Annotated in this window: 11 protein-coding genes and 1 pseudogene; 2 read left to right on the top strand and 10 right to left on the bottom strand. The window is 42.6% G+C overall.

Annotated elements, in window-relative coordinates:
* Positions 1-13: 13 nt before the first annotated feature.
* The 3 genes from PGQ38_RS14615 to PGQ38_RS14605 all read right to left on the bottom strand — a co-directional run bounded on the left by PGQ38_RS14615 (position 14) and on the right by PGQ38_RS14605 (position 3,780).
* A complete protein-coding gene (locus PGQ38_RS14615; RefSeq protein ID WP_204452105.1) occupies positions 14-1,450 on the bottom strand; it encodes a sensor histidine kinase in 1,437 nt (478 codons plus the stop codon).
* Positions 1,447-2,112 (bottom strand): response regulator transcription factor, encoded by a 666-nt coding sequence (locus tag PGQ38_RS14610; RefSeq protein WP_173773813.1) that lies wholly within the window; start codon positions 2,110-2,112, stop codon positions 1,447-1,449. Before PGQ38_RS14610 ends, PGQ38_RS14615 begins: the two co-directional genes overlap by 4 nt.
* 294 nt (positions 2,113-2,406) lie before the next feature.
* On the bottom strand, positions 2,407-3,780 hold the full coding sequence (locus PGQ38_RS14605; RefSeq protein WP_148463384.1) for a sodium-dependent transporter: 1,374 nt from the start codon (positions 3,778-3,780) through the stop codon (positions 2,407-2,409).
* A gap of 226 nt (positions 3,781-4,006) precedes the next feature.
* On the opposite strand from PGQ38_RS14605, the gene PGQ38_RS14600 reads away from it, so the two are divergent.
* Positions 4,007-4,528 (top strand): hypothetical protein, encoded by a 522-nt coding sequence (locus tag PGQ38_RS14600; RefSeq protein WP_118583489.1) that lies wholly within the window; start codon positions 4,007-4,009, stop codon positions 4,526-4,528.
* A gap of 45 nt (positions 4,529-4,573) precedes the next feature.
* Positions 4,574-4,675: pseudogene (locus tag PGQ38_RS20810) on the top strand (DUF6783 domain-containing protein); the annotation flags it as partial.
* Between the two features lie 43 nt (positions 4,676-4,718).
* On the opposite strand, the gene PGQ38_RS14595 reads toward PGQ38_RS20810, so the two are convergent.
* From PGQ38_RS14595 to PGQ38_RS14565, 7 genes are all read right to left on the bottom strand, one after another.
* Entirely contained in the window at positions 4,719-6,530 is a 1,812-nt protein-coding gene (locus PGQ38_RS14595; protein ID WP_204452107.1) for a DUF6320 domain-containing protein, read from the bottom strand.
* 3 nt (positions 6,531-6,533) lie between these two features.
* Positions 6,534-7,472: an alpha/beta hydrolase gene (locus tag PGQ38_RS14590; RefSeq protein WP_330674516.1), complete on the bottom strand. Its 939-nt coding sequence runs from the start codon at positions 7,470-7,472 to the stop codon at positions 6,534-6,536.
* An 88-nt stretch (positions 7,473-7,560) separates the two neighbouring features.
* Positions 7,561-8,424 carry a YitT family protein gene (locus PGQ38_RS14585; RefSeq protein ID WP_118583485.1) on the bottom strand — a complete coding sequence of 288 codons (864 nt, stop codon included), beginning with the start codon at positions 8,422-8,424 and terminating at the stop codon, positions 7,561-7,563.
* Positions 8,425-8,517: 93 nt separating this feature from the next.
* On the bottom strand, positions 8,518-9,618 hold the full coding sequence (locus tag PGQ38_RS14580) for an ABC transporter ATP-binding protein (RefSeq protein ID WP_195992999.1): 1,101 nt from the start codon (positions 9,616-9,618) through the stop codon (positions 8,518-8,520).
* A gap of 1 nt (position 9,619) precedes the next feature.
* Positions 9,620-10,639 (bottom strand): FecCD family ABC transporter permease, encoded by a 1,020-nt coding sequence (locus PGQ38_RS14575; protein ID WP_465221165.1) that lies wholly within the window; start codon positions 10,637-10,639, stop codon positions 9,620-9,622.
* Between the two features lie 77 nt (positions 10,640-10,716).
* Positions 10,717-11,916 carry an ABC transporter substrate-binding protein gene (locus PGQ38_RS14570; RefSeq protein ID WP_204452109.1) on the bottom strand — a complete coding sequence of 400 codons (1,200 nt, stop codon included), beginning with the start codon at positions 11,914-11,916 and terminating at the stop codon, positions 10,717-10,719.
* Between the two features lie 57 nt (positions 11,917-11,973).
* Positions 11,974-14,979 carry a hypothetical protein gene (locus PGQ38_RS14565; RefSeq protein ID WP_204452111.1) on the bottom strand — a complete coding sequence of 1,002 codons (3,006 nt, stop codon included), beginning with the start codon at positions 14,977-14,979 and terminating at the stop codon, positions 11,974-11,976.
* Positions 14,980-15,079 lie beyond the last annotated feature (100 nt).

The raw sequence follows: 15,079 nt of genomic DNA, 5'->3' as shown, positions 1-15,079 counted from the left end.
GGCAAGAATTTCTTTACCATTCAATGAATACACAGGTTCCCTTTCCTATTTCACTTTCAATTTTCATTTGAAATCCATGTATATCCGCGATTTTTTTACAAAGTGCAAGTCCCAGACCCACACTTCCATTTGCCCGGGAACGGGATTTGTCAACCATATAAAATGCCTCTGTCACTTTATCAAGATCTTCAGCTGGGATTCCTTTGCCAAAATCCTGGACCATCAGTTTCTCAGCCGTCGCTTCCAGTATGAGTCTGGAATTGTCCGCGGAGGCTTTTACTGCGTTGTCAATAAAATTGTTTACCAGACTTAACATAAGATCTTTGTCAAAGTTTTTCTTCAGATCAGCAGGTTCACACTGAAGTTCCAGACAGATATTCTTCTCTTTCAGACGGCAGAGGTTAAGCTGTCTGGAATCCTCCAGAAAAGATTTCACTGAATTTTCTGTTGGGGCAAAACGTGCCTCCCCAGTTTCATATAATCCGGTAAGTTCCAGCATTTTTACCGAAAGTCGGGACAGCCTGCGGCATTCACTGGAAATATAGGAGAGAGCTCTCTCCTGCTGCTGTCTTTGCAGGCGCACTGTGAGAAGGGTATCTGCATATCCCAGGATAGAGGTCATAGGTGTTTTCAGCTCATGGGCAAGACTTCCCATTAACTGTCGTTGTGTATGGTTTACAGTGGAAAGGCATTCAATCTGTTCTTTAACCTTGGAGGACATCTGATTAAAGCTTTTGCCAACCTGCGCCAGTTCCGTATCTCCTTCCGCAGGAACTTGTATATCATAGTTGCCTTCAGATACAGAAACCGCAGCTTCCCTTAATTTTGTAAGGGGTGCCATAATTTTCCGCAGGCTGAAAAAAAGAATTGTTCCGGTTAACAGAAGAAGAACCAGCGTCAACATACCCGCCTGATAAAAAAGGATCCTGTTACTCTCCAGAACATCAAAAACGTCTTTATAAGTGACAATCTGATAATTCAGATTTGTAGTTGACTCTGTGGAGGAATAAAAAAAAAGCAACAGTGTTTTACCGTCGGCTTTGCTGATAAGGGGATCACAGATATAAGTATCCGCGTCATACCATTTTCCGTGTAATTCCACTTCTCCCAGTTGTTCCTGGATTCCCTGAACATCGAAGTCATAGGCGGTACCGTTGTAAAGTTCTTCATCATTCTGATATAGAACAGCACTGTCATGGAAAATCTGTCGGAAAGCGTAGATAAGAATTCGGTTTCGGACTTTCTCATCGGAATTAGCGGACTGACTGCTTGTAAGTCTTAATTTCTCCTCAAATTGTAAAAGATTATTCTGAAATTTGGTATATTCATAGTTATTGATATACTGAATACTCTGATTCTTCCAGCGATATGAAGTATAGAAAAAAACAGCGGAGGATAAAATCAGGATCACGCAGGCCACCTGTAAAAAGATTTTTGTAAAAAGCTTCAAAATTCCACCTCCAGTCGGTATCCAATGCGGGGAATGGTTTTGATCCTGTCCTGCCAGCCCAGCTTTTTGCGGATACGTCCCACATGTGCATCTACTGTTCTTGTTTCTCCTTCGAATTCTACGCCCCAGAGACCGGCCAGAAGCTGCTCTCTTGTAAGAGCTTTATTGGGATTGCGGACGAACATCATAAGGCAGTTGTATTCCATTGGTTTCAGGTAAATTTCCTCTCCATTTCTGGTAACGGTATGGCTTATGGTGTCTATGGTAATATCGTCAATCTGTATCTGCTCCTGTAAATTTCCATGACGTTCCAGTACTTTCTCCAGGCGGACCATCACTTCCAGCATCTCGAAGGGCTTTACAATATAGTCTTCGGCACCTTCTTTAAGGCCTTTTACTTTGCTTGCGATGTCGGCTCTGGCGGTGAGAAAAATGACGGGAATGCCGTAGTGATTCAGTTCTGGTAAAAGGGTATATCCATCTTTTCCAGGGAGCATAATATCTACAAGGGCGCACTGGAACTCATGATCCCAGGCAATTCCTTCGCTGGCGTCATTGCCGTCCAGGTAGCTTACGGTCTGGTAGCCGGTGACTTCCAGGTTCATGCAAAGTAAGTTATTGATTGCTGGTTCATCTTCTATTACAAGTATTCTGGCTTTCATTTCGGGTCCTTTCTTGTATACTCTGAAAAATAATCCTTATTTGATGTACTGGTTCTATTATACATGTTTTGGTAGTGATAAATGTAACCATATTGTAAAAAGCAGATATAGGGAAAAGTTGTGTGCGTTATTGATGGAAATGTGGCAGACTTTAAAGCTTTGTAGATATGGAGGCAGTCCTTATACAATCGCCCCACCTGAGATGGGTGGGGCGATTAAAAAATTATAGTATTTATTCAGCAGGTATTATTTCGCGAAGTGGTAACTGAGAAGTACAGAACAGTTACAAATTATTTACATGGAAATCAGTCCAAATGCATTTGCTACAGAGCTAAGCAGGATAATTGCTGCAAATATCGGGCAGAGGTATTTGATCATAAAGTTAAAAATCTTTTTCCTGCGGAAAGTTCCGCCTTCAGCTACTACTTCCTCCTCAATCTTTTCCACTCCCACTTTTCTGGAAATTAAAAGACAGGTTGCAAGTGCGGCAATTGGCATCATTACAGAATTGGTGAGGAAATCAAAGAAATCCAGAAACTGCATTCCAATGATTTTTACAAAGCCAAGCGGTCCATATCCAAGGGAAGAAAGAGTTCCAAGAAGAATCATGATCACACCAACAATAACGGTTGCTTTCTTTCTGTGCCATCTCAGTTCGTCCTGGAAGGTAGATACAGCGCTCTCCGTCAGGGCAATAGAACTGGTAAGAGCTGCGCACAGCACCAGTACAAAGAACAGAATCCCAATGGGAGTTCCCAACCCCATACTGGCAAATACCTTGGGAATGGTGATGAACATAAGCGCCGGTCCTGCCTGTAAAGTATCCGGATCTCCACCGGAGAATGCAAACACAGCCGGAATGATCATCAGACCTGCCATAATGGCAATTGCAGTGTCAAACACTTCTACATTCTTGGTGGAACCTTCGATAGATACGTCCTTTTTCATATAAGAGCCAAAGGTTACCAGAATTCCCATGGCAATAGACAGGGAATAAAACATCTGACCCATGGCGGCTACCACTGTCATCCAGGAGAAATTCTCAATATTTGGTACCAGGAAATATTTCACTCCTGCAAGGGCACCTGGTCTTGTAACAGAGTAAACAGTAATAAGCACAGATAAAAATACCAGAACCGGCATCATAAATTTGGAAACGCGCTCTACTCCGTTTCGGACTCCTGCATATATGATTGCAACTGTTAAAAATGCAAAAATAAGGAAACAGACCTCTGTGGAGGTACCATTCGAAATAAACTCAGAAAAATATCCGTCTTCTGCCAGCTTCTGGCTGTTACCTTTTATATATTCGATCAGATATTTGATAACCCATCCGCCGATAACGGAATAGTATGGCACGATCAGGACTGGAATGATGGCATTGATCCAGCCACCAAAGGACAGCCATTTAGACTTGCCAAATTTTCCAAAAGCGCCTACCGGGCTTTTTCTTGTCATTCGGCCAAGGGCGGTTTCGGCGACAATCATAGAGTAGCCAAAAGTAAGTGCCAGAATAATGTAAATCAGTAAAAATATTCCACCGCCGTACTTTGCCGCAAGGTAAGGAAATCGCCATATATTTCCCAGTCCGACGGAAGCTCCGGCAGCAGACAGTACAAATCCCAGTTTACCGGAAAAAGTACTTCGTTCATGATGATGTTTTTCCATAAATTTTTCCTTCCAAATTCGTAAAATTTGTTTTTGCTTTTTATAAACTCCAACTCTTATGATGATAACATGGTTTTGTGTTAAAGGCAAACAATATATATAAAATAACAGCAATAACAAATAACAAATAATACAAAAACGAGGGAAAAATTATTGATTTTAATAAAATAAGATCTTATAATTAAGATTATCAATTAACATATATATGTTATGGAGGGTGCGGATTATGAATGAAGAATTGTTTAACGAAGCAACGAAATCAAATGTTCTCACAAAGAAACTGATCGACCAGCTTCTGGAGAGCATGACCTACAGCAGCATTTCCTTTATCAACTGGACCATTGAGACTTTGTCTCTGATCAAGGCGCGTCTGCAGCGCGGAGACCGGATTACAGACGAAGTCAGCGGAGAGGTTTATACCTTATACTCTTTCCAGCAGTTTGTGGAGAAGAATTTTTCTACTTATATAGCAAGCCAGGTATTTAAAGAGACTTCTAAACCGGAGAAAATTTACTTCTCTCTGAAACCGTGTGAAGAGGGATACAGTCTGGTTGCTGCTGATTCTGACAGTAATAAAACCTACTCCTGGATCTCAAGCCTGAGTAAACGTTTCTCATTGGTAGAAATGATCGCCACAGGAATTGTATATGTGAAAGATACACGTACGAATACTTATCAGCCATTTATTTCCGGAAATGGCAAATATTGTAAGTATGATAAAGAGAAGGGAATTCTTGTAGAAATTTAATTATATTAACTTCCAGAGCGTATTTGAAAAGGGCTTTCTGCAAAAACTCCCGCAAAGTGGGGCGTGCAGATTACGGGAATGATTTATCAAATACGCTTTAGGGTATCAGACATAACAGACGGACACAGATCGCAAGGACTGCTTTAGCGAAATTTCAGCAAAGAAGTCCTTGCAATCTGTGTCCATTTTATTACATTCTAAGTTTTTTATGAAACTCCCGGATAGTATCATTGCTGTTAAAAATAAACATTCCTGCAAATACCAGCAGACTGATTCCTGTGCATACCACAGATGGGTATGGGAAACGGATCTGGTGAAAAAACATAAGGATCAGCGGTACTAGACCAGCAAAAGCAGCCTGAACAAGGTAAAACAGATACTCTTCTTTTTCCAGCTTTTGTACTTTTACGATCACAGGTATAGAGCCAAGCACTGCAAGAGCGCCAAATGGAAGGACAAAATCCAGAGACCATCCATGCCATCCGGTATATTTGTCCCACAGAACCGCGATAATAGTTACCAGGATCAACTGTATGATCTCGTTTTTTAAGATATTCCTCCGTTTGGCATAAGCAACCGCTACGATCAGCCATCCGCAAAGACAGCCAGCTGCGGCGAACCAGAACCAGTCCAGTTTTTCCCGTGTAAGGTAATTGATCATGCCGCAGAGAATTGCAGCTGCAATGCAGACAAAATTGAAAACCTGCACGATTCTCTGCGCCTCCTTTTTCTCTTTCAGGGAACAGCCGGGGAAATTATTGGTTTTTTCTGTATAAGGAATTTCTTCTTTTTTCAGCATGTTCAGAAAATTTCGCTGAATATTATCCTTGGGAAGCTTGGAGGTAAATCCAAGAACCATTTCGTTTTCGTAAGAACAGGAACAAAGCTGCATGGAGTTGGTACTTGCGAAAATTCCGAAACGGTCAATGTACTGGTTATACTCCTTTGGAAAACGAAGAATTCCAATATTGGAATAAACAGCCGTAATGCTTCTAGAGCTTAGGTTTGCTCCCAGCATAAGGAAATATTTCTTTATTTCCAGGGGAACTGCACGGATGACCGGATTTTTCTCCAGACGGACATAGCTATTCATATGTCTGGCAATTTTCTCTTCTACCAGTTCCGCGGCAAACTGCTCTTTCACGTGAGCCAGAATTTCTGTAAAATCAGAAGTTTGGGAAAAATCATGTCCCACTTCTATCCAGCCAAAAAAATTTGCCATAGACTGTGAGGGAAAATAATTCCGCAGATTTACAGGTACCATAAGGGCAATGGGGCGATTTTGTCTGCTCTTGGGAATTTCCTCATGGATGGAACAAAGAAACATGGCTGTGATCAGAATGGTTATGGAGACACCGTATTCTTTTGCTTTTGCATGAAGCTCTTTTACCGGAAGTACAATCTCTGTAATATGCATATCCTCATGAAGCAGCCGTTCTCCCGGAAGTCTGACAGCACGAGGTTTTTTCTCGGAATTTCCGGGAATATCCGAGGAATAATACTGGGAAAAACTATCCTCCTCCTGATCACCGGGGGTGCTCATATCCGTGACTGGCAGAGAAGGCAGATCCTGTTCCGGGTGAGCCTTCTTCAGATAATTGCTTACCAGTTCCTGGAGAAAATGCATTGCCCCGGTACCATCTGTCAGTGCATGGAAAACTTCAAAATTGATTCTTTTTTCATAATAGCTGACCTGAAAAAGAAGATTCTTTTTGTCTGGAATATACAGCCTGCTGCATGGAGGCTTCTTCTCTTCCTTTACAATTGGACGAATATCCCTGTGTTCCAGGTAGAACCAGAATAATCCTTTTCGGAGAACCATCTGAAACAGAGGATATTTTTCCATGGTTTTTTCAAGAGCGGCCTGGAGAAGCTCCGGTTTTACATTTTCCTTTAGTTCACAGTAAAAACGAAATACTCTGGTATCATTTTTGCCAGTTACCAGAGGAAAAGCAAGGGCCGCGTTATCCAGTTTTCTCCAGTTCGAATATCCTTCTTTCAATTTTCACACTTCCCTTTTTAAGAATTCGTTCATATAAGAAAAACTTTCCTGCACATGGAAAAAGCGGATTCCAAGAGCAAAAAAGCCGTGAAGTGCATCTTTGATCCGGTGTACTTCTACATAATTACCAGCCTCTGCCAGTTTTTTTCCATAATCTTCGCCTTCATCACGAAGAGGATCAAACTCTGCTGTGAGAATCAGGGTTTCTGGCATATTAGAAAAATCTCTTGCCAGAAGAGGTGCAAAATAAGGGTTGACCCGATCCTCCGGACAGCTCTCATACAGATTCAGATAATCCTGCATTTTCACTGCAGTAAGCAGGTAGTCGGTGCCGTTCTTTTGCACAGAGGCATAGGGAGAAGCGGCTGTATAGGTATTATATAAGGCTGGATAAATAAGAATCTGCCGGAATACCTGAAAGTCGCCCTTGTCTCTTGCCATAAGAGCAACTGCGGCTGCAAGATTTCCTCCGGCACTGTCACCCATAATAGTGATTCTTCGGGAATCTGTATTCAGGATCAGATTATTGGTATAAAGTGCTTTCGCCGCTGCATAACAGTCCATCAGAGCCGTTGGAAAACGGTATTCAGGAGCAAGCCTGTATTCCACGGATACTACAATATGACCGGTAGACTGAGACATTCTGGCACAGACACGGTTATAGGTATCCACACTTTCTGTCACCCATCCTCCGCCATGAAAAAATAGAAGAACTGGAAAAGTATGACCTTTTTCCACCCCGTTTGTCATGGCTTCTTCAGTAGGAAAATAAATCCGCAGAGGGATTTCGTAGTCCCCGTTGAAAATCTGGATATCCATTTTTTTCAGAAAAATATTCATGGCATCCAGCTTCTTAATGTCCACCAGTCTGCGGGAGGATTCCACTTCGATATTGCCGTAGGAAAGGGTGTGGAGAATTGCTCGCATGGTTTTGGAAATCATGGCCTGTATTCCTTTCTGGTTTTAAAATCAAGCTTCATCAGACCGTTCTGTTATGGGAAAATCAGTCTTCTGCATTAGCTGGCAGGCATCAGATAGAACGGAAGCCTTTTCCAATGATCTCGCTGCTGTTTACAATAGTAATAAATGCATGGGGATCAATCTGTCTTAAATGAATACGAAGACGGTTGGTCTCACTTCGGGTAAGCACAGTCATCATTACCTTCTGCTCCTTCTTGGTATAGATGCCAAAGGCCTTCTGCTCTGTGGCAGAACGATGCAGGTCATTGATGATGAACTCTTCTACCTGCTCCGGATATTTGCTAATGATCGTACATACCTTTCTCAGATTCAGACTCTCAATAGCACTGTCTACTACAGTGCATTTCAGGATCATTCCAAGAATACAGTAAAGTCCGGTCTGGGCACCGTAAAGGTAAGCTGCGATCAGTACGATTCCCAGGTCGCTGACCAAAAGGGCACGCCCGATCTCAAGGCTGGTATATTTGTGCAAAATCATTGCCACAATATCAGTACCACCAGTGGAGGCACCGACATTAAATACCATAGCAGCTCCCACTGCTGGGAGAATAACTGCAAAACACAGCTCCAGGAACACGTCATGTGTAAGTGGCGAACTAAGGGGATAAATAGCTTCACAGGCACTTACATAGAAAGACAGGGCAAAAGAGGAATAGACAGTCCAGCCCATGGAGCGGATTCCAAGGAAGAAAAATCCAAGTACAACAAGTGCTGCATTGACGATCCACATAAATGCACCTACATTCCACTTCGGAAATAAGGTAGAAAGGATAATAGACAGACCAGATGTACCACCAAATGCGAAATGGTTGGGTGTTTTAAAAATGGCAATTCCAACCGCTGTAAAAATCAATCCCAGATTCAGAATGATAAAGAACATCAGGTTGTCTTTTGTAAATATATTTTTTTTCATAAAACGAGTCCTCTCCTTCTTTCGGTGAACTCAGTATAACGTAAAAAATGAGTCCTGTAAAGAAACGAAATCAAAGAATCCCGCAAGGCAGAATTATACAAACTCTGTTTTCCCGCTCTTCTTCGCTGCATCTATAAGCTCTCCTAACCGCTTATTGCAGCTTCCAACCGGAACAGCCGTGCAGATTATCCTCTCACAGCTTTCCATGGCTTTTTGCGCCTTCTGGAAGGCTTCTTCACTGATTTCCATGAAGGGTTCTTCCGTGATCACCTTTGAAGCCAATAGTCTTGCCAGGCGGTAATCCACGTCATTGGTGTAAAGAATACCTGCAATAAAAGGTGTGTGCTCTTTCTGTAGCTGACGGAATATGGGAATACCAGTGCCATTTCCACAGATTACGAAAGTTTTCGCTTCTCCGTCTGGTTTCGGAAGCTCAATACTTCCAAACAGGGGATCAAAAAATCCATTATTGATCTCATACAGCTCCTTGATCATGTTCTCTTCAAAAATATCTTCCGGCTTTCCAAAATGAGAAATGGTATCTCCCTTTACGCAGATGATCTTATCTGCAATTTTCTGTGCCAGATCGATTTCGTGAAGAGACATGATAACTGTGATCTGCTTCTTTTTTGCCATATCCCGAAGAATAGATAAAAGATCCAGCTTATGTTTGATATCAAGGAAAGAGGTTGGCTCATCCAGAATAATAATATCCGGTTCCTGGCAGATCGCACGGGCAAGAAGCACTCTCTGACGCTGGCCATCGCTGATGTTGTTAAAGTCACGACTGCCAAGCGATTCCGCATGCACCGCTCTCATGGCTTCCTCTACCTTTTCCTCATCCTCTCTGGAAAGAATACCGAGTCTGCCTGTATAAGGGTAGCGTCCGGTTGCCACAATATCATGACAGGTCATAAGCTCCGGACGCATTCGTTCCGTAAGAACTACTGCCATGCGTGTGGAAAGCTCTTTATAGGAAAAAGAATTCAGATTGCGATCATCAAAGTAAACTTTTCCACCAATGATCTGCAGCTGTCTTGTGATACTTTTCAGAATCGTAGATTTACCAGAACCATTTGGACCAATGAGGGTTACAATCTCCCCTTTTTTAATTCCAATACAGATATCATGAATTAAGGCCTTTTTGTCATAACCGACAGAAAGGTTATCCATATGAAAATAGTAATTATCCATTTCAGTTTCCTCTCTTCTTCCGCAACATCATGAAAATAACAACAGGTGCTCCAAAGATGGAGGTAACGGTACTGATATTCAGCTCCAGAGGGGCAAAAGCCATTCTGGCAATCAGGTCACACATCATACAGAAAACTGCACCGCCCAGGAATGTTCCCGGAATGATTATAAGTGGTCTGGATGTGCCGAAGCTTCTTTTCATCAGAAATGGGACTGCAATTCCAACGAAAGAAATCGGTCCTGCAAAAGCAGTTACAGTTGCTGATAAAATACTGGAAAGCAAAATCAATGCAACACGGAAGAATTTGATATTTACGCCCATGCTTTGTGCATAAGCTTCTCCCAGCTGATAAGCACCGATGGGCTTTGACAGCAGGAAGGTCAGGGCCAGGGTAATTCCTACCACCACACAGGAAATGTAAACGTTACTCCAGCTCATACCGGAGAAGCTTCCCTGTGACCATCCGTGAAGATTTACAATATCGGAATCATCTGCAAAAGTTACCACAAAATCAGTTACTGCAGAACAGATATAGCCAATCATGATTCCGGCAACCAGAAGGGTGGCCATGTGCTTGATCCTTTTTGAAATCAGAAGAATAAAACCTATGGAAATCAGGGAACCAATAAAAGCTGCAATGATCAGAGTGTAAGAAGTTACGTTTACGGCTCTGCCAAGATAATAAATCATGGTAAGAGCTACTACCATTTTCGCACCGGAAGAAATTCCCAGAACAAAAGGTCCTGCAATGGGATTTTCAAAAAAGGTCTGGAGAAGAAAACCAGATAGGGATAAGGCAACTCCAAGAATGGCAGCCATCAGGATCCTGGGAAGACGGATTTTCCAGATGATGCTGTATTCTTTTGTATCTGTGGCTTTTTTCAGCAGGATATCTATGATCTCAGACAGAGAAATATGAACATTTCCTGTGTTGATATTCAAAACTGTGATCAGGCCAAAGGCCAGGATCAGCAGAATGAAAACCATAGCGTAACGAGATCGTCTCTTAAAATTTTCCATGTGGAAGCTGGTTCCAGCGGATTGATTGCTCATTTTATTTTTCTCCATTTTTGTTTCATTTACAACAGAACCTGCTGTCAGCTCAGCTTATGAAGAAAAGTCATATCCTCTTCACTTCCGCCGGTAAGCATCAGGTTCAGATCTGTGATCAGTTCACCAATTGTATCTGTATGCTGGTACATGGAATCATCAGTTACCCAGACATTTCCCTCTTTTACGGCTTTAAAATCAGCCATCAGACTTTCTTTTGCAAGAAGATCGTCTATGCTTTTTACAGACGCATCAATACTGGAGTTGTAGATCAGATAATCTGCATCTGCCGCAGTATTATAGAATTCCTCCATGGTAATGGCAACGGAAGTTTTTCCACTGTCATCCTGAAGATCTGCGAATGCATTTCTTCCACCGGCAATCTCGATCATGCTGGAAATATAATCTTTAGGATTACGTACTACAGGAGAACCGCTGGTATTGATGTAGAAAAATGCAACTGTTTTTTCTGTATTTGTAAAGTCCTTTAGCTTCTCAATAACCTGTGCCTGCTGGTCAAAGAAGGTCTTTGCCTCCTCTTCTTTGTTCATCATTGCGCCATAAAGCTTGATCCACTCTGTACGTCCAAGGGGCTGGCTCTCATAGCTGGAGCGATCGGTGAAAACAGGAATTCCAAGAGTTTCGATCATCTCCTGTACCTTCGGTGCATGAAGGATCATGGTAGACTCTATTGCAAGATCACAGTCGTCACCTACCAGAAGCTCGTAATCCGGTTCATCGTATTTTCCCGCAAAGGTCATTTCGCCGTTATTGATAGCATCAGCTGCTGACTGGATATACCAACCGGAAGCATCAAGACCTGACAGCTTGATGGAGTCTACACTTCCGATTGCATCGAACAATGCCATCGGGGAAGTGGCTGCCATGTAGATGGTGTCAAGTGGCTGCTGAAGGATCTGGATTTCAGGATCCAGATCATCAGGTGCCTCTTTGCCCTCTGGGACGATCAGATATCTGGCATCATCATGGATGTCCAGAAGTTTGTAACCGTCATTGTAATAATACACGTCAAAGCATTCTGCAAAAGACAGATCCATGGCGGATTCATAGGTCAGACCTGCAATTTCAGGTGCAGCATTTTTTTCTGATGTGTCAGAAGAAGTCTCCCCGGAAGCATCTGCTTCCAGGTTCTCCTCTTCTGCCCATACCGGAGTAATGGCAGTAAATGTCATAACTGTTGCTGCAAAAATACTTAAAATTTTATATTTCAGCTTTTTGTCATACATTTTTATTTTCTCCTGCTGATTATTCTTGCTACTGTGCATATGGTGAAGAATAGTAATTTATTCTTCCTCATCAGTTACAAAAATTGCTTCGTAAGCTTTTTCCCACTCAGCTTTTGCATTGTCATCCTTTTCATCTGCAGAACGGTCCACGATAAACGGGATTTTCAGAGTGGAATATTTCTCTGCGGAATCTTTCAGAAGGTTTTCTTTTGCTTCTGTGTCTGCTTCCTCTGTCGGGAGAATATCAGAAGAAAGGATAGAAATACCGCACTGACTCTTTACAAGAGCTTTGTAATCTGTATCTTCATCTTTTCCTGCAAAAGTTACGGAACCATCTTCCAGAGCAGCTGTAAGGCTGTCTACCGTACAGTCCTCTTTTTCCATTCCAAGAGCAGTAACTTTGTCTGTAAGATCAAGCTTATCCAAAATGTTAAGAGCATCTGTGGAAGCCACATAAGCAGATTCTACCGGCTGGTTGATTATGATTACATCTTTATCAAGTCCTGCAGGGATAACAGCACCCTCAGGTACGATCAGGTATTTTACAACATTGCCCATGTAGAGCTTTTCTGTACCTGTAAGTTCCTGGGAATCAGCAGCTTCTGTTTTTGCATTTTCTTTTCCGGAATCAACAGTTTCCGGTTTTCTTGCAGTATCTGTTGTCATATCTACTTCAAGAAGGGTAATACCCTTTGCGTAGTGATAAAGCTTAAAGTATTTTGCATGCTCAAGAGTAGTTTCGTCTTTATACTCAAGACCTGTGATCTCTGGTGCAGAATCATCCAGCTTCTTGTTTCCTGTGGAAAGCATGCTGTTGTCATCAGCTGGGTTATCCTTGTCTGTTTTCTTCGGATCGTTTGCACCCTTTAAAGCGATATAAATGGTGTAAGTGATTTCATGAGCCTGGGACATTCTGGTTGTCATACCAATGATCGTATTATTCTGGTTCAGTGCTACCGGTATTGTGAAAGTAGAAGTTCCGCCGCCGCATGCACCGTAGTATTTATTTCCATTGGCTTTTACATAACCGTAATATTCACTGCTGAATACAATGGTCGCATATGCCTGACCATTTGTGACCGTAACTTTGTTACAGGTAATGCTGACCTTTCCGGAACCACCAGACCAGGAGAAACTGTCAGGAGTGTAGGTTCCATCTGCTAATGTAGTAGAACTGTTTACAGATGCTGTTCCGCCGCTTAAGTCAGATTCGTATTTGGATTCCTCTTCCGGTTTCTTGTCTGGCTTTGGAGTTGCTGTTGGTGTAGGAGTTGCTGTCGGTTTTTTATTTGGTTTTGCAGTGGGTGCAGGAGTTGCTGTGATTGTTGTGTCAGGAGCAGTATCTGGCTGCGGATCATCCTGTACGTCACCTATCTTATTTAAAGTGCTGGACTGGAAAGTCAGGATCCTGTCATACCAGATCTGGTTTTTGTGGGAAAAAGCAGCAACTGCAATTCCATTGTCCAGGGCTTCAACAGGAATCTCATATGTATATTTGCCATTTGCGTCTGCCACATATGGAACCCAGGTGGAGGAATCTGCTGCGGCAGCTTCTTCTTTTGTTCCCAGACATAGATAGTCGTAACCAGTTCCGCTTAAAGTAAGAACAGCTGTCATTTTTCCGTTTTTGGAAGTGAGCACACAGTCAATTACACGGAACATAGATGAACTGGAGTTTACTGTAATATTATAAATTCCGCTTGCACAGCTGCCTGGAGCAGGGGTTGCTGTTGGCTCTGGGGTGGTGGTTGCTTCCGGAGTTGTGCTTGGCACTGGAGTTTCAGTTGGTGCAGGAGTCTCAACCGGTGCTTCGGTAGGCTCTGGGGAAACAGTTGGTTCCGGTGTTGGAGCAGCCTCTCCATATCCTGGAACTGCCGGTACGGTAATCGTCAATATACCCTTTGCGTACCAGTTCTGGCTCTTCTTGGAATGAGGAACGACTGCTATTGTCTGAGCTTCCTTGCTTGCAGTAACTTCAAAGGTGTAGGTATAGCCTCCTGCACTGTTCTCTACTCCTTTGATGGAATTTGCTTCTTTATCAGAGTCACTGGCACTGCCAAGATAGATCATGTCATAATTCTGTTTTGCGGTAGAAAGTGTGACAATATATTTATCCTCCGAAACCTTTACAGTGGAACCGGTGATTACGAACATTGCAAATTCATCACCGTTTTCTTTTACAAGCTTGATTCCGGCATCTGTAATCTCATTCTGGGCTGGTGCCTGGGTTGGAGCTGCAGTTGGCTCAGGGGCTGCAGTTGGCTCTGGAGTAGCTGTTGGTTCCGGGGCTTTCATTCCTGGAACGTTCAGTTTCAAAGCCATATTTGTGTACCATTTCTGATTTTTTACAGAAAATGGTACGATGCTGAAAGTCTGGACCTGTTCACTGGCAGGAACCTCAAAAATGAAAGTATAACCATCTTCATTTTCTGTACCAACGATTGCTGCTGCATTTTTTGCTTCGTCAGGATCTTCTTTAGAACCAAGATAAAGCTTCTCATAGTTCTTTCCGTCAGTATTGAGGGTTATCTTAATTTTATCACCATTTAATTCAGCAGAAGAGCTTTTGATTTTAAGCATTTTATATGCACTGTTATCTTCCTTGTCAATGGTCATGTTGGAACCATCTGGGTTCAGATCCTCTGGCTTTGTTTCTGGTTTATCTGTCTCTTCGGTTTTGCCCTCTTCTGTTGTTTCTGGTGCAGCTGTAGGCTGTGGAGCTTCTGCTTCCTCATTTTTGCTTTCTTCAGCAGGTGATGCAGTAACCTCAGGAGTGGTCTCAGAGGCAGGTGTTTCTGTAGCAGCAGGTGTCTCTTTCACAGCAGAGGCATCCACTGCTGCCGGAGTTACTGTAGTGTCAGTGTTTTCTTCCTCAGCTGTTGCGTTCTCCTGCACAGGAGTCTCAGCAGCAACAGCAGTCTTCTCCGCCTCTGTTTCTGGAGTTGGTGTAACAGAAACCTGTACGTTTGCATCCTCATTTTCTGCCTGTGTAAGTACAGCAGGAGTGACCGTCATCGCGACGGAAAGGAACAGTGCAAGAAAGCGTTTTGAATTTCTTTTCATTTCTTTTTCCTCGATTCTTCCTATTATTTTATAGTTTGAATAAATCCCAATTGCTTCTGGAGCCTGTTTGTACAATGGGCAATCCTGACAGGATTATTTC

Origin of the sequence: Blautia faecis (genome assembly GCF_027662325.1) — a bacterium.
GTDB classification, from domain to species: Bacteria; Bacillota; Clostridia; order Lachnospirales; family Lachnospiraceae; genus Blautia_A; species Blautia_A faecis.
Note: the sequence above shows the minus strand (reverse complement) of the source record. Positions and strands in the feature narration are given on the sequence as shown.

Bases quoted from the DNA above. Each gene is read 5' to 3' on its own strand.
- PGQ38_RS14580 (WP_195992999.1), bottom strand. From the start codon at position 9,618: ATGGATAATTACTATTTTCATATGGATAACCTTTCTGTCGGTTATGAC.
- PGQ38_RS14575 (WP_465221165.1), bottom strand. From the start codon at position 10,639: ATGGAAAATTTTAAGAGACGATCTCGTTACGCTATGGTTTTCATTCTG.
- PGQ38_RS14600 (WP_118583489.1), top strand. From the start codon at position 4,007: ATGAATGAAGAATTGTTTAACGAAGCAACGAAATCAAATGTTCTCACA.
- PGQ38_RS14610 (WP_173773813.1), bottom strand. From the start codon at position 2,112: ATGAAAGCCAGAATACTTGTAATAGAAGATGAACCAGCAATCAATAAC.
- PGQ38_RS14570 (WP_204452109.1), bottom strand. From the start codon at position 11,916: ATGTATGACAAAAAGCTGAAATATAAAATTTTAAGTATTTTTGCAGCA.
- PGQ38_RS14585 (WP_118583485.1), bottom strand. From the start codon at position 8,424: ATGAAAAAAAATATATTTACAAAAGACAACCTGATGTTCTTTATCATT.
- PGQ38_RS14590 (WP_330674516.1), bottom strand. From the start codon at position 7,472: ATGATTTCCAAAACCATGCGAGCAATTCTCCACACCCTTTCCTACGGC.
- PGQ38_RS14565 (WP_204452111.1), bottom strand. From the start codon at position 14,979: ATGAAAAGAAATTCAAAACGCTTTCTTGCACTGTTCCTTTCCGTCGCG.
- PGQ38_RS14605 (WP_148463384.1), bottom strand. From the start codon at position 3,780: ATGGAAAAACATCATCATGAACGAAGTACTTTTTCCGGTAAACTGGGA.